This window comes from Nonomuraea sp. NPDC000554 (assembly GCF_040300065.1).
In the GTDB taxonomy this organism is placed as follows: domain Bacteria; phylum Actinomycetota; class Actinomycetes; order Streptosporangiales; family Streptosporangiaceae; genus Nonomuraea.
In genome coordinates this window covers 134,065-155,366 of record NZ_JBEPDC010000006.1, presented here as the reverse complement: position 1 = coordinate 155,366, position 21,302 = coordinate 134,065, and the positions used below count along the sequence as shown (strand labels likewise).

The 21,302-nt window shown below is 72.8% G+C and carries 16 protein-coding genes; 11 read left to right on the top strand and 5 right to left on the bottom strand.

The window, feature by feature from the left end:
* Positions 1-9: 9 nt before the first annotated feature.
* The 4 genes from thyX to ABT294_RS14020 form a co-directional block, all read right to left on the bottom strand.
* The gene (thyX, locus tag ABT294_RS14035) at positions 10-792 is read right to left on the bottom strand and encodes an FAD-dependent thymidylate synthase (protein WP_350805874.1); all 783 of its coding nucleotides are present in this window, start codon (positions 790-792) and stop codon (positions 10-12) included.
* A 188-nt stretch (positions 793-980) separates the two neighbouring features.
* Positions 981-2,129 (bottom strand): amidohydrolase family protein, encoded by a 1,149-nt coding sequence (locus ABT294_RS14030; protein WP_350805873.1) that lies wholly within the window; start codon positions 2,127-2,129, stop codon positions 981-983.
* Positions 2,130-2,200: 71 nt separating this feature from the next.
* The gene (locus ABT294_RS14025) at positions 2,201-4,339 is read right to left on the bottom strand and encodes an anthranilate synthase component I (protein ID WP_350805871.1); all 2,139 of its coding nucleotides are present in this window, start codon (positions 4,337-4,339) and stop codon (positions 2,201-2,203) included.
* Positions 4,340-4,521: 182 nt separating this feature from the next.
* Positions 4,522-5,472, bottom strand: coding sequence for a helix-turn-helix domain-containing protein (locus ABT294_RS14020; RefSeq protein WP_350805870.1), 951 nt, complete (start codon positions 5,470-5,472; stop codon positions 4,522-4,524).
* A 141-nt stretch (positions 5,473-5,613) separates the two neighbouring features.
* On the opposite strand from ABT294_RS14020, the gene ABT294_RS14015 reads away from it, so the two are divergent.
* The 11 genes from ABT294_RS14015 to ABT294_RS13965 all read left to right on the top strand — a co-directional run bounded on the left by ABT294_RS14015 (position 5,614) and on the right by ABT294_RS13965 (position 20,346).
* Positions 5,614-8,799, top strand: a complete 3,186-nt coding sequence (locus tag ABT294_RS14015; protein ID WP_350805868.1) for a S8 family serine peptidase — start codon at positions 5,614-5,616, stop codon at positions 8,797-8,799.
* Positions 8,800-8,922: 123 nt separating this feature from the next.
* Entirely contained in the window at positions 8,923-9,513 is a 591-nt protein-coding gene (locus ABT294_RS14010; RefSeq protein ID WP_350805867.1) for a TetR/AcrR family transcriptional regulator, read from the top strand.
* A gap of 101 nt (positions 9,514-9,614) precedes the next feature.
* Complete coding sequence (locus ABT294_RS14005) at positions 9,615-10,652, top strand: ABC transporter substrate-binding protein (RefSeq protein ID WP_350805866.1); 1,038 nt, start codon at positions 9,615-9,617, stop codon at positions 10,650-10,652.
* The gene (locus ABT294_RS14000) at positions 10,649-11,497 is read left to right on the top strand and encodes an ABC transporter permease (RefSeq protein ID WP_350805865.1); all 849 of its coding nucleotides are present in this window, start codon (positions 10,649-10,651) and stop codon (positions 11,495-11,497) included. Before ABT294_RS14005 ends, ABT294_RS14000 begins: the two co-directional genes overlap by 4 nt.
* The gene (locus ABT294_RS13995) at positions 11,494-12,282 is read left to right on the top strand and encodes an ABC transporter permease (protein WP_350805863.1); all 789 of its coding nucleotides are present in this window, start codon (positions 11,494-11,496) and stop codon (positions 12,280-12,282) included. Before ABT294_RS14000 ends, ABT294_RS13995 begins: the two co-directional genes overlap by 4 nt.
* On the top strand, positions 12,279-13,259 hold the full coding sequence (locus ABT294_RS13990; RefSeq protein ID WP_350805862.1) for an ABC transporter ATP-binding protein: 981 nt from the start codon (positions 12,279-12,281) through the stop codon (positions 13,257-13,259). The genes ABT294_RS13995 and ABT294_RS13990 overlap by 4 nt, the downstream gene beginning before the upstream one ends.
* Before the next feature lie 8 nt (positions 13,260-13,267).
* The gene (locus tag ABT294_RS13985) at positions 13,268-14,434 is read left to right on the top strand and encodes an acyl-CoA dehydrogenase family protein (protein WP_350805861.1); all 1,167 of its coding nucleotides are present in this window, start codon (positions 13,268-13,270) and stop codon (positions 14,432-14,434) included.
* A complete protein-coding gene (locus ABT294_RS13980; protein ID WP_350805860.1) occupies positions 14,431-16,488 on the top strand; it encodes an acetate--CoA ligase family protein in 2,058 nt (685 codons plus the stop codon). Before ABT294_RS13985 ends, ABT294_RS13980 begins: the two co-directional genes overlap by 4 nt.
* Positions 16,485-17,645, top strand: a complete 1,161-nt coding sequence (locus ABT294_RS13975) for a Glu/Leu/Phe/Val dehydrogenase dimerization domain-containing protein (RefSeq protein ID WP_350805859.1) — start codon at positions 16,485-16,487, stop codon at positions 17,643-17,645. Before ABT294_RS13980 ends, ABT294_RS13975 begins: the two co-directional genes overlap by 4 nt.
* A gap of 152 nt (positions 17,646-17,797) precedes the next feature.
* Positions 17,798-19,411 carry a CocE/NonD family hydrolase gene (locus ABT294_RS13970; protein WP_350805857.1) on the top strand — a complete coding sequence of 538 codons (1,614 nt, stop codon included), beginning with the start codon at positions 17,798-17,800 and terminating at the stop codon, positions 19,409-19,411.
* Positions 19,393-20,346: a helix-turn-helix transcriptional regulator gene (locus ABT294_RS13965; protein WP_350805856.1), complete on the top strand. Its 954-nt coding sequence runs from the start codon at positions 19,393-19,395 to the stop codon at positions 20,344-20,346. Before ABT294_RS13970 ends, ABT294_RS13965 begins: the two co-directional genes overlap by 19 nt.
* Here the strand turns inward: ABT294_RS13965 and ABT294_RS13960 are convergent.
* Positions 20,337-21,230 carry an SDR family oxidoreductase gene (locus tag ABT294_RS13960; RefSeq protein WP_350805855.1) on the bottom strand — a complete coding sequence of 298 codons (894 nt, stop codon included), beginning with the start codon at positions 21,228-21,230 and terminating at the stop codon, positions 20,337-20,339. The two genes, ABT294_RS13965 and ABT294_RS13960, sit on opposite strands and share 10 nt — an antisense overlap.
* Positions 21,231-21,302: the final 72 nt, after the last annotated feature.

The following is a 21,302-nucleotide window of genomic DNA, read 5'->3' as shown; positions in this document are numbered from 1 at the left end:
GCGCGCTCGCTAGACCTTGCGCCAGCCGGGGATCCAGGCGCCGTCCTCGACGACGTAGTCGCCGAAGAGGGCGGGGGCCTCCTTGCGCATCAGCTCGCCGATGCGCTGGAACAGCAGGCGGATCTCCTCCTCCGCCCCGACCGCGGTGCGGGCCTCGATCGTGTGCCGCAGGGTGCGGACGTTCGCGGTCCACACCAGCCCGGTGGCCAGCCCCTCCGGCGCGAACCTGCGCATGAACGAGGTGCGGTGCTTCTTCTCGGAGAAGGACACGCCCTCCTCGTCGAGGCCGAAGTGGTCGGCCATCCAGAGCTGGAACTGCTCCAGCTGCTCCAGGACGGCGGTGGCCCGCTTCATCAGCTCGGGGTCCTGCTGGGCCCACTCGGGGAACCAGAACGGCAGCTCGTCGAGCCGGACGAAGCGCAGCGACTCCTGGGAGATGGCCACGCCGGGACGGTGCCGCACCAGCTCGTGCGTCAGGACACGGCTGACGTTGTGCAGCACGAAGCTGAAGCTGACGTGTTCCAGGACGGAGCCGTGGGCGCTGGCCAGGATGTTGCGGAGGTAGTCGTCCTGCTTTTCCCTGATCTTGACCACGTTCGGGTTGAGGCCGGGCTCGAAGGATCGGTAGCAGAGCCTGCCGGCGAACTCGGCGAGGTTCTGCGCGTCGAGGTCGCCCCTGTCGAGGCGTTCCAGCCAGCTCTGCCCGCCGACCTCGCCCAGGTAGCGGGCGAGCTCGTCGTAGTCCAGCTCAGGACGGGCGACGATGAAGACCTCGGGTTCGACGGTGCGCATGGCGAGCCCCCGCTCGGTGATGGGTGATGTGACGGCCCAAGCAAACCAGGTCCCGCGACCGGGCGCGACTCGGCCCCCGGGTGATGGCGCGACGCGGCGTCGCGAGCGCTGCTCTCCCGGGCTTGACGACCGTGCCACCCAGCGTCGCGAACGGCCTTGATGAGCGTGCCGCGCGGGCCCTTCGGAGGTCAGAGGCGGTAGATCCGGCGGGCGCTACCGGAGCCGATCATGTGCGCGATCCTGGCCGCGTCGGCGGCGCTCCACTCCCCCGCCTCGATGCGCCACTTCAGCGCGCCGGCCAGGGCCCGGCGGAAGGTGAGCGCGCCCAGCAGGCAGGTCTCGGCCACTCCGTGGCAGTCGGAGCTGTAGAGCAGCTTGTGGAACGGCGTGAGCTCCAGCAGCTCGTCCATGACCCGGGCCGAGCCCGCCGCGGTGTGGGTCAGCGCGAGGCCGACGTCCGCGTACACGTGCGGGTACGCGGCGGCCAGATAGGCGGCCTGGCGGTGGAACGGGTAGCAGTGCAGCAGGACCACCGGCACGCCGATCGGCTGGAGCGCCCTGATGAAGCCGGTCATCCTGGCCGGGTCGGCGCGGTGCAGGTCGACGTCGGGGTCGCCGCCGAGGCCGGTGTGGAACTGCACCGGCAGGCCGCGCTCCCTGGCCACGTCCACGGCGGCCCAGAGCAGGTGGCGCAGGAGGATCGGGTCGGTCAGCCGCGCCTTCGGGTCGGACAGCCGCTGGTTGGCGGCGGCGATCGCCGCGCCCCGGGTCGGCCTGGACGGGTCGAAGCCGAGCCCGCACCGGTAGGCGATGACGGTCGTCATGCCGACGGACCTGGCGGCCCTGGCGGCCAGCTCCTCGGCCAGGCTGTCGAGGTAGTCGACGGCGGCCTGCGCCATCTCGGCCACGTCCTGCTCGATCTGCTCGATCCTGACGATCTCGTCGATCGCCGCGCCGCTGTGGCGGCCCATCTCGGCGGCCGACAGCAGCTCGGCGCTCTCCAGGCCGGTGTCGACCAGGATCGCCATCACCCCCGCGGCCCGCAGCAGCCGCCGGTTGGCCTCGTCGGCGCCCAGCTCCGCCCGGCGCGAGAGGTAGACGGCCGCCGAGGTGTGCGGCTCCAGGTCGAGGACGGGGGCGCACCAGCGGCGGATGGCCGCGCCGAGCGGGGTGTCGAAGTGGGTCGTTCCCGGCGGAGCGGGAGCGCCGCTCGGGCTGATCAGCAGCTCGAACCCGGCCCTGGACAGCTCGTCGCGGCGCACCCCGTGGCAGTGGTGGTCGACGAGCGGGGCGAGCAGGGCGTCACGCACCGTGCCTGGCAGGTCTACGGGGAGCATGCGGAGACTCTAGGTGCTCCCCGCACGCTCCCGTGGACGTTTTTACCGACGCGAGAGGCGCAGCGCGTCGCTCACCGGCGCGACAGGCGCAGCACGTTGCGGATGACCTTCGCGCCCGCGTCGCCCTCGACCGTCAGGATCGACTCGGGGTGGAACTGGACGCCGAAGCGGCGCTTGGCGGTGTTCTCGACGGCCATCACGTTGCCGTCGGGCGTGAGCGCGGTGGCGGTGAAGCCGACCACGCCGGGCCGCTTGGCGTGCAGCGAGTGGTAGCGGGCCGCGACGAACTCGCCGGGCAGGCCGTCGAGCAGCGCGCTGTCGCCGAGCCTGGACACCAGGCCGCGCTTGCCGTGCTCGGGGTAGTCGAGCAGTTCGAGGGAGCCGCCCGCGTGCTCGACCATCGCCTGCAGACCGAGGCAGACGCCGAAGACGGCCAGGTCGCGGGCGTAGATCTCGTCGATCAGCGCCGACATGCCGAAGTCGGACGGCCAGCCCGGGCCGGGCGACAGCACGACCAGGTCGGGCCCGATCTCGTCGATCATGGCCGGGGGGAAGCCGTGGCGCAGCGTGACGACGTCGGCGCCCTCCTGGCGGAAGTAGTCGGCGAGGGTGTTGACGAAGGAGTCCTCGTGGTCGACGAGCAGCACCTTCATGCCCTGGCCCGGCTGCTCGCGGACCACCGCGACGGGCTCGGCGTCGGGCTCGTTGACGGCCGCGAGCGCGCCGAGCAGGGCGCTGGCCTTGAGCTCGGTCTCGCGCTCCTCGGCCGCCGGGTCGGAGTCGAACAGCAGCGTGGCCCCGGCCCTGACGGTGGCGACGCCGTCCTTGATCTGGGCGGTGCGCAGGGTCAGGCCGGTGTTCATGGAGCCGTCGAAGCCGATGAAGCCGATGGCGCCGCCGTACCACCTGCGGGTGGTGGCCTCGTGGTCCTCGATGAACTGCATGGCCCAGGTCTTCGGCGCGCCGGTGACCGTGACGGCCCACATGTGGGTGAGGAAGGCGTCGAGGGCGTCGAACTCGGGGCGCAGGCGGCCCTCGATGTGGTCGACGGTGTGGATCAGGCGGCTGTAGAGCTCGATCTGGCGGCGGCCGATGACCTGCACGGAGCCGGGGACGCAGATGCGCGACTTGTCGTTGCGGTCGACGTCGGTGCACATGGTCAGCTCCGACTCCTCCTTGACGCTCGTCAGGAGGGTGCGGATGGCCTCGGCGTCCTCGACCGGGTTGCTGCCGCGCGCGATGGTGCCGGAGATGGGGCAGGTCTCGACGCGGTCGCCGTTGACCCGGACGTACATCTCGGGCGACGCGCCGACCAGGTGCTCGCCGTCGCCGAGGTTGATGATGAACTCGTACGGGGCCGGGTTGCTCTGGCGCAGGCTGCGGTAGAACGCGGACGGGTCGGCGCAGGTGGAGTGGAAGACCTGGCCGGGGACGACCTCGAACAGGTCGCCGCGCTTGAACTTCTCCTTGGCGGCGGCGACGACCTTGGCGTACTCCCCCTTTTCCGGATTTTTGGGCACTTCGCCGGGTGCGGCCGCCGGGGTGGCGGTGCCGGTGCGGTCGAGCCCGCGCGTGGTGGCGCCGTCGACGGTGAACTCGTAGCGGAACTCGACGCTGGTCTCGCGCTGCCTGTCGATCACGACGAGCCTGTCGGGCAGGTGGAGGACGAGGTCGCGCTGGTCGTCGGGGCGGACGAGCTCCTGCCTGATCGGCTCGAACTGGAAGGCCAGGTCGTAGCCGAACGCGCCGTACAGGCCAAGGTGCGGGTCGTCGCCCTTGAAGGCGGCGATGACCTCGCGGATCGCGGTGAACACGGTGGGCCTGCGGCTGCGCATCTCTTCGGGCAGCAGGCCCTCGGACTCGGGGACGTGCACCTCGACGTGGTCGGCGGTGGGCTCGGAGACCGGCTTGCCCGCGGCCAGCAGGCAGGAGGCGACGGCGGGCAGCACGACCCGGCCGCGCGCGTTCAGCGCCCTGGCGGAGATCACGCGCCCCTTGGCGACCAGCTCCAGGCAGGGGTCGACGTACCCGAAGGCCCATCGGCTGTAGCGGCCCGGGTAGTCCATACCGGACGAGAACGCGCCCCCGCGCCTCTCGGAGAGGGCGGTCACGATCTCCTCGAGCGCCTCCTCTGGCACATCACGCGCCTCACGCTCGACGCCGATGCCCCCGGCCGTCGTGTACCCGCTGGTATATCCGCTCGTCTCCACCACTGCCCCTTAGTCACATGAAGAGCCCCGAGGGCGGGCAGAAGAATGGCCGCCTTCCGGGGACGGCCGTCTGTCGAAGAATGCGAGATCGCGCGCCGCCTAGGAGCGGCGCCACCAGGAAGGCTGCAGGCTGATTCGCACGTGGTCAGGTTAACCGCCACAGTGGTGATCTCGCAACGCGACTACAGCCAGCCCTCGCGCTGGGCGTGCATGCCCGCCTGGAACCGGGTGCGCACGCCGAGCTGGTCCATCAGCCGCCGCACGCGCCGTTGCACGGTGCGCGGGTGCCAGCCGAGCTGCCGGGCGATCGCCTCGTCGGTCATCCCGGCGGCGAGGAGTGTCAGGAGCCGCCCGTCGTCCCCTCCCAGCGGGCTGCGCCCGCCGGGCGTGCCGGTCAGCCGGGAGTAGGGCGAGGCCCGGTTCCACACCGACTCGAACAGCGCTCGCAGGGCGGTGAGCAGGGAGGAGTCGTGGATGATCAGCACGCTGTCGGCGGCGGCGGGCCGCCTGCGCGAGATCATGCCGAGGGCGTCGTCCGCCAGCAGCATCTTGACCGGCACGTCCGAGGCCACCCGGGCCTGCTCGCCCTGCCCGATGTGCGCCTCGATGTCGGCCAGCCGGCCGGGGACGGCCAGCGCGGCGGTGTCGTAGACGACGCGGTAGCCGATGCCCTGGGCGTGCCGCTCGGGCTGCACCGGGTTGGCGTGCGTGAGGTACGGCGGCCGGTCGAGCACGCAGATCTCATGTCTGGCCCCGCGCTGGATCTGGTTCCACCGCTGGCGCACCGCGTCGGGGCCTTCGACGGTCTCGACGACGCCGTCCCGACCTCCGGCGCCGTCCTGGCGGTGCGCGGCGCGGAAGCGTTCCGCCAGCCGCAGCGTGTCCAGCCGGACCCGTTGGAGCTCCTCTTCGCGGGAACGGACCAGCAGTTCGAGCGCGACCTCCGGAGGTGCGGCCGCGTAGCGCGCCGGGTGGCCGGCCAGCCGGACGGCCAGCCCCTTGGCCTGGAGCGCGGCTAACGTGCGGGCGCTGGCGCCGAGGTCGCGCAACTCGGCGGCGGTCACTGCCGGACGGTCGAGAAGGGCCTGGTAGGCGGCCTCTTCCCGGCCACTCAGGCCGAGCGCCTCGAGCATGCGACCTCCCCGCCCCCGATGTCGGGCTCGTTGTCGGATTTGCGTCAATGTCCGCTATTGGGCAAAGCGAAGTGTTCCGTGCCGGCTCGCCGCTGTGCAAACCTCCGATCCGTCCCCGACTGATCTCTGCTTGGAGCCTGCATGCGGTCCTCCCCCCGACCACTCCTCGCCCTGCTGGCGACGGCCCTGGCGGCCGGTCTTCTGCAGGGCGGTCCCGCCCGGGCGGACGCCGCCCCACCGCCTGGAGCCGTCACCCTGATCACCGGCGACCAGGTGCTGCTGGACGTGCTGCCCGACGGCTCCCCCGGAGTGAGCTTCCTGTCGGCCCCGGGCCGCGAGGGCATGCCGTACACCCAGGAGGTCAAGGACGGGCACGTCTCGGTCGTCCCGTTCGACGTGCGCCGACTGGTCGACACCGGCGCGCTGGACCCGGCGCTGTTCGACGTGACCGGGCTGATGGCGAACTGGAGCGCCGGCGGCGACACGCTGCCGCTGATCGTCGGCTACGCCTCCCCCACCGCCGTCAAGGCGGGCAAGGACGCGTTGCGCGCCGACGGCGCGCAGGTCAGGCGGGAGCTGCCGTCGGTCAACGCGGCGGCTGTCACCGTGGCGCGGGCGCGCGCGGCGGAGTTCTGGAAGGGCGTCAACCCACACGCTCCCGCCCAGGCGGACCGGCTGGCCGACGGGATCCAGAAGATCACGCTGGACGGCACGGCCAAGCCGCTGGACGTGGAGAGCACCGGCCAGATCGGCGCGCCCGCGGCGTGGCGGCGCGGCCTCACCGGCGCGGGCGTGACGGTGGCGGTGCTCGACACCGGCATCGACGCCACACACCCGGACCTGGCGGGCAGGATCGGCGAGACGCGCGACTTCACCGCGAGCGCGACCGGCGTCGCCGACACGGTCGGCCACGGCACACACGTCGCGGGCATCATCGCCGGATCCGGCCCGTACCCGGGCGTGGCCCAGGGCGCCACGCTGATGATCGGCCGGGTCTGCGTCAACACCGGCTGCCCCACCTCGGCGATCATCGCCGGCATGGAGTGGGCGGCCGCTTCCGGCGCCAAGGTGGTCAACCTCAGCCTGGGCGGCGGCTACACCGACGGCACCGACCCGATGTCGCAGTCGCTCAACGCGCTGAGCGCCAGGTACGGCACGCTGTTCGTGGTCGCCGCGGGCAATGACGGCGGCAAGGGCACGGTCACCGCGCCCGGCACCGCCGACTCCGCGCTCACCGTCGGCAGCGTCACCAAGGACGGCCAGCTCAGCTACTTCTCCAGCCGCGGCCCCCGCGCCGGGGACAACGCGGTCAAACCGGAGATCTCCGCGCCCGGCTACTCCATCACCGCCGCCCGCGCCACCGGCACCACGATGGGCCTGCCGATCGACGACCGGTACACGCTGGCCAACGGCACCTCGATGGCGACCCCGCACGTGGCGGGCGCGGCGGCGATCCTGGCCGCCCGGCACCCCGACTGGCCGGCGACCCGGCTCAAGGCGGCGCTGGTCAGCACGGCGCACCCGATCGACGGGGCGAGCGTGTTCGAGCAGGGCACCGGCGTCGTGGACCTGGACCGGGCGACCGGCCGCCACCTGCTGGCCGAACCCGCCACGCTCAACCTCGGGGCCGACCACACCTCGGCGATCACCTACCGCAACGACGGCGACCGGTCCGTCCGCCTCGCCCTGGACGCCCCGAGCGGGATCACCCTCGACCCGCGCCACGTCACCGTGCCCGCCGGAGGCGAGGCGAAGGTCACGGTGACCGCCGGGACGAGCGGCCTCATCACCGCCAGAGGCGGCCGCGACCTGGTCAGGGTCGCCGTGTCAGCCGTGCCGGCGACGCCCGTGCGGCAGCTGACACTCACCACGATCGACCGCGACGGCGTGGCCAACGGCGCGACCTACGGCTTCGCGGTCTACCTGGCCAACCACGACACCGGCACGTACTACAGCGGTTCCACGTTCGGCAGGCCCCTCAAGGGCACGCTGCCGCAGGGCCGCTACACCGCGTTCTCCTGGATCCCGACCAGGAACCCGGAGCGCGAGCCGTGGATCCCGTCCTTCACCCTGGTCGCCCAGCCCGTGTCGCTGGACCGCGACGCCGAGGTCACGCTGGACGCCCGCGCCGGGGTGAAGGTCGCGGCCACCCTGAACGGCACCGAGGCCACCGGGACCTCGGGCACCGCTGTCGGCCTCGCGGGGACGGGCCGGGCCTTCGCCGCCCAGGCGGTCGAGGCGTACGTCGTCCCGGCGCGGACCCCGGGCCTGGTCTACACCGCCTCGCAGTACCTGCGCGGGGTCGCGGGCAGCACCGCCTGCGGCCCGGACGGCGCGGCGGTCTGCAACCTGGCCGTGGCCGCCGCGACCGGGCCGGTCGCCACCCACCCAATCCTCACGGACGCCGACCTGGCCAAGGTCGTGGCACGCTACGGCGCCTCCGGCGGACGGGGCGGCGGCGACCGGATCGACTACGCCGTGCAGCCGGGCTCGGCCGCGCCCCCGGCGGAGCCGATCAGGGCCGACGAGGTCAGCCTGCCCGGCACGCTCACGTCCTACTTCCACGGCTCCGGGCCGGTCGGCTGGAGCTCACTGCTCTACCAGACCAGCCCGCGCCTGGCGCAGTCGCAGAACCAGGCCTGGCGCACGTACGAAGCGGGCAAGGAGTACGCGGAGACGTGGAACGCGGGCGTGGCGGGCCCCGCCGTCACCTCGACCTCCTCCGTCCGTGACGGCAACGTCATCTCCGCCTCGCTGCCGATGCTGTCGGACCCGGCCCCCGGCCACTACGCGCACGCCACCTGGACCGGCGGCACGGGCCGGACGGCCCTCTACCGCGACGGGAAGACGGTCTCGGGCGGTCTCACCCCGAACGGGGGCCTCTTCCAGGTGCCGCCGGGCGGCGCCCGGTACCGCCTGGAGACGTCCGCGCTGCGTCCGTCGGCCGCGCTGTCCACCAGGGTGGAGGCGGTGTGGGAGTTCGACTCGCGTGCGGAGCGCGAGGCCGCCGCGCTTCCCCTGCTCGCCGTCCGCTTCTCTCCCCCGCTCGACGACGACGGCGGGGCGCCGGCAGGCCGGGAGTTCACGATCCCGTTCCAGGTCGACCGGACGGCCACGGCGGGCAAGGTCCGCGCGGTGACCGTCGAGGCGTCCTTCGACGACGGGGCCACCTGGACCAGGGCCGCGGTGCGGACCGGTCAGGAGGGGGGCGACGCGACGGTCCGGCATCCGGCCGGCGCCGGCCACGTGTCGCTGCGCGCCACCGCCCGGGACTCCCGCGGTGACACGGTGACGCAGACCATCGTGCGCGCGTACGCGGTGCGCTAGTGTCCGCCGGCCGCCCGGGGTCCACTCGGCCCCGGGCGGCTGCGGCGTGGGGGCACCGCGCGCCGCCCTGAGCGGATATCGTTCGTTTGTTGACTGACGGGCCAGATATCACCAGGAGGCAGGATGCCGCGTCCGAGCGTGGAGGCCGAGCGCCGCGAGCAGATCCTGCGGGCCGCCTGTGAGGTGATCGCCGAGGTGGGGCTGCGCTCGCTGCGCGTGTCGGACGTGGCCGCGAGGGCCGGCACCAGCAACGGGACGGTGCACTACTACTTCGCCAACAAGCGCGAGGTCGTGCACGCGGCGTTCGAGTACAACTTCCAGCGCTCGATCGAGCGGCGCAGGCCGATCTTCGAGGCGGAGGACGACCCGCGCGACAGGCTGCTCGCGTTCGTCCGCTCCTACCTGCCCGAGGGCGAGGAGACGGTGCGGGCCTGGCGGGTCTGGATGGAGCTGTGGAGCGAGGCGTTCCGCGAGCCGGAGCTCCAGGAGCTGAACGAGCGCGTCTACGGCGAGTGGCGCAGGATCGTGGCGGCGGTGATCCGCGACGGGCAGACGCAGGGGCTGCTGCGCGAGGGCGACGCAGTGGGCTACGCGAACCGGCTGATCGGGATGATCGACGGGCTGGCGATCCAGGTGCTGGTGGGGTCGAGGAACATGACCGTGGAGCGGATGAGCGCCGTCTGCAGGGAGTTCCTGCTGGAGCTCCAGAAGTAACCGTTGACAATTCACCGTGATTCACGCCACAGTCCTTCATTAATAACTGGCTCGCCAGTCAGCTATTCGCGGCTCGGCGAAACCCGGCTGATGGAGGCGGCATGCCACGCAGAGGTCTCGTACTCGCGGTCACGGGGTTGCTCGCGCTGACAGCGTGCGGCGGCGGCAGGGCCGCGTCCGGCGGCGACAAACAGCTCACCGTCGTCATGTGGGGCGGCGACGACCAGAAGAAGGCGGTGGCCGCCTACGTCGAGCCGTGGGCCAGGCAGAACGGCGTCACGGTCAAACAGGACTCCCCCACCGACTACGCCAAGTTCCGCGCCCAGGTGGAGTCGAAGAAGGTGAGCTGGGGCGTCGTCGAGGTCGAGCCGAACTTCGCGGTGAACGCCTGCAAGAACGGCTGGGCGGTCAAGCTCACCGAGGTCGACACCTCGCCGGTCAAGAAGGACCTGGTCGGCGAGTGCGCGGTGCCCACCCTGGAGTACGCCTTCACGATCGGCTACAACACCAAGACCTTCAGCGCCGCCGACCACCCGAAGACCTGGGCCGAGTTCTTCGACACCAAGAGGTTCCCCGGCAAGCGCGGCTTCTGGAAGTACGCCACCGGCGCCATGTTCGAGGCCGCGCTGCTGGCCGACGGCGTCCCGGCCGACAAGCTGTACCCGCTGGACATCGACCGGGCGTTCAGGAAGCTCGACACGATCAAGAAGGACATCGTCTGGTACGAGACCGGCGAGCAGCAGCAACAGCTCGTCTCCAGCGGTGAGGCGCCGCTGATCCAGGCGTGGAACGGACGCGTCTTCGCCGCCGCGAACGAGGGCCAGCCGGTGGCCAACGAGTGGAACCAGCACCTGCTCTCCTACGACCAGCTGATCATCCCCGCCGGTTCCAGGAGCGCCGGCCTGGCCCAGCAGTGGCTCGACGCCTACCTCAAGGACACCAAGGGCCAGGCCGAGTACGCCAACCACAGCGCGTACGCGCCGGTCAACGCCGAGGCGCTGGAGCTCGTCAAGCCCGAGGTGCGCAAGGAGCTGCCCGCGGTGCACGAGGCGCAGCGGGCGGCGATCGTGGACTACGGCTACTGGGCGGAGAACTACGACAAGGTCACCGAGCGGATGAACGAATGGATGGCCCAGTGATCGGCAGGGTGATCGGCAGGGTGACCCGCAGGCTGACGGACGGGTGGGGGCTGCTGATCCTGCCCCTCACCGCCTTCCTGCTCGCGGTCTTCGTCTACCCGCTGGCGGGGATGCTGGCGCGCAGCCTCACCGACCCGGAGCCCGGCCTGGGCAACTACGCGGCCTTCTTCGGCTCGCCCGTCTACACGTCCGTGCTGGTGAACACGTTCGTCACGGCCGGGCTGGTGACGCTGGTGACGCTGCTGCTCGGCTTCCCGTACGCGTACCTGATGACGCTGGCCAGGCCGGTGTGGCGGGGCCTGCTGATGGCGGCGGTGCTGGTCCCGTTCTGGACCAGCCTGCTGGTGCGGACGTTCGCCTGGGTGCTGCTGCTGCGCGACACCGGCGTGATCAACGACCTGGTTCCCGGCGACCCGGTGCCGCTGCTGCGCAACCTGCCCGGCGTGCTGATCGGCATGGTGCAGGTGATGCTGCCGTTCGCGGTACTGCCGGTCTACGCGACCATGCGGACCATCGACCGCCGCCTGCTCCAGGCCGCCGAAGGGCTGGGCGCGCGCCCGGTCTTCGCGTTCTGGCGGGTCTACGCGCCGCTGACGCTGCCCGGTGTCGCGGCGGCGACGCTGCTGGTGTTCGTCTCCTCGCTGGGCTTCTACGTCACGCCCGCGCTGCTCGGCGGCCCGAAGAACGTGATGATCGGCGAGCTGATCGTGCAGCAGCTCTCCGGCGTGCTGCGGTGGGGGTTCGCCTCGGCGCTGGCCGTCATCCTGCTGCTGGTCACGGGGGCGCTGCTGCTCGTCGCGTCCCGGCTGGTGGACCTGCGCAAGCTGGTGGGAGGCGGGTCGTGAGGAGGGCCGCGAGGACGGCGCTGTGGGCGCTGGCCGCGCTGACCGCGCTCTACCTGGTGCTGCCGGTGTTCATCGTGATCCCGACGTCGTTCTCCGACAGCGCGTTCCTGGAGTTCCCGCCGAAGGCGTGGTCGCTGCGCTGGTACGAGAACTTCTTCACCGATCCGGCCTGGCTCGACAGCGGGCTCGACAGCCTCCAGATCGCGGTGCAGGTGACCCTGGTCTCCCTCGTCCTCGGCACGGCCGCCGCGCTGGGCATGGTGCGGGGCCGCTACCCGCTGCGGGCGCTGGTGTCGGCGCTGGTGATGGCGCCCGTGCTGGTGCCGTACGTGATCATCGGGCTGGCCGTGTACGCGGTGTTCCTGCGGGCGGGGCTGACCGAGACACCGCTGGGGTTCGTCCTCGTGCACACCGCGCTCGCGGCGCCGTACGTGGTGATCACGGTGTCGTCGGCGCTGATGTCGTTCGACCGGCGCCTGGAGCAGGCGGCGATGAACCTCGGCGCCGGGCCCGTGACGACGTTCACCCGCGTGACGCTGCCGCTGATCGCGCCGAGCCTGGCCAGCGGGGCCGTGTTCGCGTTCGTCACCTCCTTCGACGAGGTGGTGACCAGCGTGTTCCTGTCGGGCCCCGACCTGACGACGCTGCCGGTGCAGATGTGGTCGGGCGTGCGGGTGCAGATCGATCCGACGGTCGCGGCGGTGTCGAGCATGCTGCTGCTGGTCACGCTGTCGCTGTTCGCAGCCGCCGGGCTGGCCCGGCTGATCCGACGGAGGAAGGCATGACGGGAACCGTGGACGTGCGCGGGGTGTCCAAGCGCTACGGCGAGGCGGTCGCGCTGGACGAGGTGACGCTGCACGTGCGGGCCGGGGAGTTCATGACGCTGCTGGGCAGCAGCGGGTCCGGCAAGTCGACGCTGTTGAACGTGATCGCCGGGTTCACCGAGCCGACCTCGGGCCGGGTCGAGGTCGACGGCGGCGACATCACCGGCGTCCCGCCGTACCAGCGCGACCTGGGGATGGTGTTCCAGCACTACGCGCTCTTCCCGCACATGTCCGTCTTCGAGAACGTGGCGTTCCCGCTGCGCAGGCGGCGGGTGCGCGGGGCGGCGCTCGAACAGCGGGTGGCGGAGGCGCTGGAGATCGTCGAGCTGGGCGCGCTGCGTGACAGGCGGCCCGCGCAGCTGTCCGGCGGCCAGCAGCAGCGGGTGGCGCTGGCCAGGGCGATCGTGTTCCAGCCGCGCGTGCTGCTGATGGACGAGCCGCTCGGCGCGCTCGACAAGCGGCTGCGGGAGCAGCTCCAGCTGGAGATCAAGCGGCTGCACAGGGAGCTGGGCATCACGTTCGTGTTCGTCACGCACGACCAGGAGGAGGCGCTGACCATGTCCGACCGGATCGCGCTGCTGCGTGACGGGCGGATCGTGCAGGTCGGCACGCCGTCCGACCTCTACGAGCGTCCCGAGTCGCGGTACGTCGCCGAGTTCCTCGGCGAGTCCAACCTGCTGCCGGGGAACGTCCTGGTCCGCCCCCAGAGCGTGCGGCTGAGCCCTCCCGGCGCTGAGCTGCCGTCCGAGCACGAGGCGCTGGACGGGAAGGTCCGCGAGGTCATCTACCTCGGCAGCGGCCTGCGGGTCGAGGTGGAGCTGCGTGACGGGACCCGCCTGGTGGCCCGCACGCAGACCAGGCTGGACCCGCTGCCCGCGCCCGACGACCCGGTCGTCGCCCACTGGAGCCCGCTCGACAGCGTCACCGTTCCTGCCTAGGAGACTGCATGCGCGCCATCCGCAACGCCCTCGACCTGAGCGACGAGCAGCGGGAGTTCGTCGCGCTCGCCCGCGACTTCGCGCTGCGCGAGATCCGGCCCCGGGCCCGCGAGGTCGACGACGCCGACCACGCCTCGCCCCTCGACCTGTGGGACAAGGCCGCCAAGCTGGGCCTGACCTCGTTCATGCTGCCCGCCCGCCACGGCGGCGGGGGCGTCGGCGACCTGGTGACGCAGGCGCTGGTGACCGAGGAGCTGTGCTACGGCGACATCGGCATCGGCAACCTGCTCACCTCCAACGGGTTCTTCGCCGGGCCCGTGGAGGCGCTGGGCACCCCCGCCCAGCAGGAGCGCTGGCTGACCCCGCTCTGCTCGGACGACCCGCCGCTGACCGCGCTGGCGGTGACGGAGCCGGGCGTCGGCTCCGACGCGGCCGGCCTGCGCACGCGGGCCGTGCGCGACGGCTCCTCGTACGTGCTCAACGGCCAGAAGACGTGGATCTCCAACGCCCCCTACGCCCGGTGGATCGTGGTGTTCGCCACCGTGGACGCGTCGCTGCGCTCGCGCGGCGTGACCGCGTTCGTGGTGGAACGCGACACACCGGGGCTGCGGATCGGCCGGGCGCTGCCGAAGATGGGCCAGCGCGCGATCGTCAGCGCGGAGGTGTTCCTGGAGGACGTGCGGGTGCCGCAGGAGAACCGGCTCGGCGAGGAGGGGCAGGGCTTCTACGGGCTGATGCGCACCTTCGACGCCTCGCGCATCCTCATCGCGGCCGCCTGCACCGGCCTGTCACGGGCCGCGCTGGACACGGCGCTGGACTACGCGCGGCAGCGCGAGCAGTTCGGTAAGCCGATCATCGAGCACCAGGCGGTGGCGTTCCGGCTCGCCGACATGGCCGCCAAGACCGACATCTCACACCTTCTGACCATGCGTGCCGCCGCGCTCTTCGACGCGGGCGATCCCGCCACCGAGGAGTCGTCGATCGCCAAGCTGACCGCGTCCGAGAACGCCATGTGGTGCACCTGGGCGGCGCTGCAGACGCACGGCGGCTGGGGCTACTCCCGGGAGTTCCTGCTGGAGAAGTGGATGCGCGACGCCAAGCTGGAGGAGATCGAGGAGGGCACCTCCGACATCCAGCGGCTGATCATCTCCCGGTCGCTGGCGAAGTCCGCATGAAGGTCTTCTCCGACCCCGCCTCGGTGGCCGTGGTCGGCGCCTCCGCCGACCCGGCGAAGTGGGGGTACTGGCTGGCCAGGGGCGCGTTGCGCGGGTCGCGGCGGCGCAAGGTCTACCTGGTGAACCGCTCGGGCGCGGTGGTGGACGGCGTCGCGGCCGCCCCCGCGCTGCGCGACCTGCCCGAGCCGCCGGAGCTGGCCGTCCTGTGCGTGCCAGCGCCGTCGCTGCCCGCCGTCGTGGACGAGGCCCTGGAGCTGGGGGTGCGCGGTTTCGTCGGCATCACGGCCGGGCTCGATCGCGCGGCCGAGGCCGAGCTGGCGCGGCGCGTGCGCGCGGCCGGGGCCCGGCTGATCGGGCCGAACTGCCTGGGCGTCTACGACGCGTCCACCTCGCTGGAGCTGGCGTGGGGCCACTTCACGCCGGGGGCGCTCGGCATCGTGTCGCAGTCGGGCCAGCTGGGGCTGGAGCTGGCGGGGCTGGCGGGCGAGGCGGGCATCGGGGTGTCGCGTTTCGTGTCGGTCGGCGACCAGGCCGACGTCACGGCCTCGGACGTCCTGGCCGACCTGACCGGGCACGAACGCACCCGGGTGGTCGTGCTCTACCTGGAGAGCTTCCGGAGCGGACGGACGCTGGTGCGGGAGCTGGCCCGGCTGCGCGAGCGCGGCAAGCCGGTGATCGTGCTCACCGTCGGCACCAGCCAGGCCGGACGGGACGCGGCGCGCTCGCACACGGGCGCGCTCACGTCCGGGGCCGAGGTGGTGGAGGCGGCCTGCCGGGCGGCGGGCGCCATCCTCGCCCAGACCCCCGCGCAGGCCGTGGACGTGGCGCAGCTCCTCCTGGACGCGCCCCGGCCGGTCGGGCGGCGGGTCGCGGTCGTGGGCGACAGCGGCGGGCAGGGCGCGGTCGCCGCCGACGTCCTCACCCGGCAGGGGTTGCGCCTTCCGGCCCTCTCCGCGGCGCTGACCGGCCGGATCCGCGCCCTGCTGCCGCCGGGGGCCGGGGTGCGCAACCCGATCGACCTGGCGGGCGCCGGTGAGCGGGACCTGACGACGTACGCCACCGTGGTGGACCTGCTGCTGGGCGCCGGAGAGGTGGACGGCGTGGTGCTGACGGGCTACTTCGGCTCCTACGGGGCCGACGCGCCGTCGCTGGCCGACGCCGAGCTGGCCGTGGTCGACACCCTGGGAGCGCTGGTCGAGCGGCACGCCCGGCCGGTGGTCGTGCACAGCATGAGCCGCGAGTCGGCGGCGGTGCGGGCGCTGCGCGACCACGGGGTGCCGACGTACGCGACGATCGACCAGGTCGGCTGGTCCCTGGGACTGGCCACCGAGCTCGCCCTGCGCGTCCCGCGTCCGCCCGCGCAGGAGCCTCCCGCACCGCCCGGAGCGCGGGAGGACGGGTATCTCGGGGCGCGGGCGGCGCTCCAGTCGTGCGGCGTGCCGTACCCGGAGGCGGTCGTGGTGCGCGCCTCCGCGGACGTACACGCGACCAGGATGCCCTTCCCTTGGGTGCTCAAGGCGGCGTGGCTGGAGCACAAGACCGAGGTGGGCGGCGTCGTGACCGGGCTGGCGAGCGCCGAGGAGGCGGCCGGTGCGCTGGAGGCCATGCGGGCCCGGCTCGGCGACGGCGCGTACGTGCTGGAGCGGATGGACACCCGGCCCGGCGTGGTGGAGCTGATCGTCGGGGCGCGCAGGGACCCGTCGTTCGGACCGCTCGTGCTGGTGGGCGTCGGCGGCACGATGAGCGAGCTGTACCGTGACGTCGCGGCCGAACTCGCCCCCGTGACGGCCGCCGAGGCCGAGGCGATGCTCCGCAGGCTGAAGGGGTTCGCGCTGCTCTCAGGCTGGCGCGGCGCCCCACCCGTGGATCTGGGGGCCGTCGCCGAGGCGGTGGCGGCCGTGTCCCGCCTGATCGCCGGGCGGGCGGACCTGGCAGAGGTGGAGGTCAACCCGCTCAGAGCGGCCCCGGACGGGGTCCTGGCGGTGGACGCCCTCGCCGTGCCCGTCCTGCCGGACAGCCCCTTGTCGACCTTGCTGAGGAGGGAATCGCAGTGAGCCTGTTGGAGATCACCTGGACCGACCCGGTCACCGCGCGGCGCGGGTTCGTCGTCATCGACCGTCTGGTGCGCGGCGTGGCGAGCGGCGGCCTGCGGCTGCGCGAAGGGTGCACGCTGGCTGAGGTGCGCGGCCTGGCCCGCGGGATGTCGCTGAAGGAGGCGCTGGTCTACACGCCCGGCGACCGGTACGTGCCGCTCGGCGGCGCCAAGGGCGGGATCGACGTGGACCCCCGCGACCCGGACGCCCCGGGCGTGCTGCGCCGGTTCGTCTCCGCCGTGCTGCCCGTCATCAGGGAGCAGTGGAACACGGGCGAGGACTTCGGCCTGCGCCAGGACCAGCTCGACGAGGTCGCGGCCGAGCTGGGCCTGCCCTCGACCGTCGAGCCCGCGTTCCGGCTGGTCGAGGACGAGGCCGCGGCCCGTGACCGGCTGCGCGCCGCGATGGCGCAGGTGGTGGCCGGCATCCCGCTGTCCGACCTGGTCGGCGGGTACGGCGTCGCGCAGGCCGCACTGGCCGTGTGGCCGGCTGTGGGGCCAGGGTCGGCCGTGGGCAGGCCGGAGACGGCGGTGGTGCAGGGGTTCGGCTCGATCGGCGGGGCGACCGCGCGGTACCTGGCGGCGGCGGGCGTCCGGGTGGTGGCGGTGGCCGACAGGGACGGCCTGATGACCTGCGACGACGGCCTGGACGTGGAGCGGATGCTGGCGCACAGGGACGGCGGCGGCGTGGTCGGCCGTTCCTGTCTGCGCCCCTGCGACCGTACGGGCCCGCGCGACGGCTGGCTCGACGTGCCGGCCGACCTGCTGGTCCCCGCCGCGATGTCGTACGTGATCGGCCCGGACGAGGCCGCCAGGGTGCGGGCGAGCGTCGTGGTCGAGGGCGCGAACCTGCCCGTCCTGCCCGAGGCCGAGGCCGCCCTGACCGGCAGGGGCGTCACAGTGGTGCCGGACTTCCTGGCCAACGTCATGACGAACGCCTGGTGGTGGTGGGTGGTGTTCGGCGACATCGAGCCCACGCCCGAGGCGGCGTTCGCCAAGATCTCCACCACCATGCGCGGCCTCGTCACCGCCGTCGGCCAGGACGCCCCTGACCTGCGCAAGTCCGCGCTCGCCCTGGCCGAGAGGAACGCCGAGCGGATCGCCGCCCGGTACTCCTGACGGGAGCTACGTCTACCAGCCGCCGCTGACCCCGATGCTGGCCGTCGCGCTGTTCGGCGACACGGTCTCAGCGTGGGGCAGTTCGCCACGGACGATCTTGCTGTCCCACCGTAACCTGATATGTAGGGATAGACAGGAGACGGGGTGGGCTCATGCGACGCAGGTACCGGGTCAGGCTGCACAGGGATCTGCCGGTGCCCATGCCCGACGGGGTGACGCTGCTGGCCGACCACTACGTGCCGATCGGGTCCGAGCGGGCGCCGGTGATCCTCATCCGCTCGCCGTACGGCAGGCGCGGCCTGTTCGGCTGGGTGTACGGCCGGGGCTTCGCCAGGCAGGGCCTCCAGGTGGTGATCCAGAGCTGCCGGGGCGGGTTCGGCTCGGGCGGGTTACTCGACCCGCTGGGCGACGAGCACGACGACGGCCTCGCCACCGTGGCCTGGCTGCGCGAGCAGCCCTGGTACGGCGGCTCGTTCGGCATGTTCGGCCCGTCCTACCTGGGCTACACGCAGTGGGCGATCGCCCCGTACGCGGGGCCCGAGCTGAAGGCGATGGCCACGCAGATCACCGCGTCGCAGTTCAGGGACGCCGCCTACGTGGGCGGGGCGTTCGCGCTGGAGTCGGCGCTGAGCTGGACGACGCTGACCGACGCGATGTCGCGCAGGTTCGGCGGCACGGCGGTGCTGACCGCGCCGCGGCTGACCCGCAGAGCGGTGCTGTCGGGACGTCCGGTGTCCGAGCTCGACCTGGTGTCCGCGGGACGGCCGCTGCGCTTCTACCAGGACCTGCTGGCCCACCACCAGGACCCGGCGGTGCCGTACTGGGACAAGCGCGACTTCTCCCCGAGGGTCGGCGACGTGGAGGCGCCCGTCACCATGCTGGGCGGCTGGTACGACGTGTTCCTGCCGTGGCAGCTCAAGGACTACCTGGCGATGCGGGCGGCCGGGCGGCGGCCGTACCTGACGATCGGCCCCTGGTACCACCTCGACACCCGGCACGGCCGGCCCTCGCTGGCCGACGCGCTGGCGTGGTTCCGCGCCCATCTGCTGGACGACCCGTCCGGGCTGCGGGCCGACCCGGTGCGGCTGTACGTGACCGGTGCCGGGGAGTGGCGCGACTACCCCGACTGGCCGGTGCCGGGCATGCGGGAGCAGCGCTGGCACCTGCAGCACGGCTTCGGCCTGGGGCCCGACGGGCCGCTGGAGTCCGAGCCCGACCGGTTCCGCTACCACCCGGACCATCCGACGCCGGCGATCGGCGGGCCGGTGCTGCTCGCCGACTCCCGGCCGCGCGACCAGCGGCGGCTGGAGGCGCGGCGGGACGTGCTGGTCTACAGCTCCCCGGCGCTGGAGTCGGCGGTGGAGATGATCGGCCCGGTCACCGCCGAGCTGTTCGTCCGGTCGAGCACGCCGTACGTGGACGTGGTGGTCCGCGTCTGCGACGTCCACCCGGACGGCAGGTCGTACAACCTGACCGAGGGCGTCCGCAGGCTCGGCCCCGGCACCCCGGATGACACTGCGGACGACACTGCCGACGGCGTGCGCAGGGTCCTGGTGGACCTGTGGCCCATCGGGCACCGGTTCGAGCGCGACCACCGGATCCGGGTGCACGTGGCGGCCGGCGCGTACCCGACGATCGCCCGCAACCCCGGCACCGGAGACCCGCTCGGCCTGGGCGGGCCGATGGTGCCCGCGGACGTCGAGGTGTTCCACGAGCCCGGCCGCCCGTCCGCGGTGGTGATGCCGTTGTGCGCGCCGCGCGGCTGATGTCGCTGCTCCTGCTGCTGCAGGGGCGCGGCGGGATGACGGCCGCCGAGCTGGCCAAGGAGCTGGAGGTGTCGGAGCGGACCGTGCACCGGGACGTGCTGGCGCTGTCGGCGGCGGGCATCCCGGTCTACGCCGACCGCGGCCGCAGCGGCGGCTACCGGCTGCTGGACGGCTACCGGACCAGGCTGACCGGGCTCGACAGGGCGGAGGCCGAGGCGCTGTTCCTGTCGGGCGTGCCCGCGGCGCTGCGCGAGATGGGGCTGGGGGAGGTGGCGGCGACGGCCCGGCTGAAGGCCGCGGCCGCGCTCTCCCCCGGCCTGCGCGACGCGCCCGCCACCGCCGCGCAGCGCTTCCACCTGGACGCGCCCGGCTGGTTCGCCGGCGGCGACCCGCCTCCGGCCGCGCTCGCGCCGCTGGCCAGGGCGGTGTGGCAGGACCGTCCCGTCGCGGTCGTCTACAAGGAGCGGCAGCGGGTGCTGGAGCCGTACGGGCTGGTGCTCAAGGCGGGCGCCTGGTACCTGGCCGCCCGCGCCGACCGGCGCTTCCTGATCTTCCGGGTGGACCGGATCGGCGAGATCGGCGTGCACGAGGCCCCCTTCGACCGGGACCCCGGCTTCGACCTGGCCGCCTTCTGGGCCGAGCAGTCCGCCGCGTTCACCCGCTCGCTGCTCCGGAGCGAGATCACGCTCCGGCTGACCCCGCGCGGGCTCAGGATGCTCCGCCACATCGCCGACCCCGCCGCGCTGGACGCCGCCCTGGCCTCCCAGCAGCCCGACGGGACGGTACGGCTCGGCGTCGAGTCGGTGGAGGTCGCCTACTCGCAGGTCCTGCGGTTCGGCCCGGAGGCGGAGGTCCTGGACCCGCCCGAGCTGCGCGCCCTGGTCGCCGACGCCGCCGCCCGCATGGCCCGCCTGTACGGCCCGCCTCAGCGGTAGTCGTCCGGGTCGGCGGTCCTGCCGGGCTCCCTGACCTCGGTGATGTAACGCCACACGTCGGGACGGCTGCCGTCGACGTCCGTGAAGCCGTACTCCCGCGCGAGCTCGCCGCTGGAGACGGACCTGCCCGACCACCGCTGCCTGCCGGGGTCGGTGGCGAGGGCGACGACGGCGCGCCCGGCGTAGGCGGGCGTCTCCGACACGGCGAACGTGGGCTCGTGGGCGACGGCGTCCCGCCAGGTCTCCTCGGTGACGCCGAAGTTCTCCAGCATGGCCTCCGAGCGCAGGAAGCCGGGGGTGAGGGCCACCGCGGTGCCGCCGTGCGGGCGCAGGTCGTGGGCCTGGCCGAAGGCGAGCCGGTTCACCGACACCTTGGCCAGGTCGTAGAAGGGCGAGACCCGGTAGCGGGTGGCGTTGTAGTCGGTGGTGCCGTCGGTCACCTCGACCACCAGCCCGCCCGGGTTGCGGATCAGCAGCGGCAGCGCGTGGTGACTGGTGATGAGGTGGGTGTCGATCGCCAGCCTGAGCAGCCGCAGCCCGTTGTCCAGGTCGTGCTCCCACACCGGGGTGTCCCACTCGAACAGCGCGTCGCCTCCCCAGACGTCGTTGACCAGGACGTCCAGCCGGCCGTGCTCCCTGTCGATCCGTTCGACCAGCGCCCTGACCTGCGCCGGGTCCAGATGGTCCACCTGGACGGCGATGCCGGTGCCGCCCGCCCGCGTCACCAGCTCGGCCGTCTCCTCGATCGTCTCGGGCCTGTCCATCTCGGAGCGCCGCGCCCGGGTCGAGCGTCCGGTGCAGTAGACGGTCGCGCCGATCGCGCCCAGCTCGACCGCGATGCCCCGTCCTGTTCCGCGGGTCGCCCCCGCCACCAAAGCAATCATGACGGGATCCTCTCCGAAAAAGAGGACAGGGTGTGTCATGTTTTTAGCTGATCTCCTGTGATAAGTAGGGAG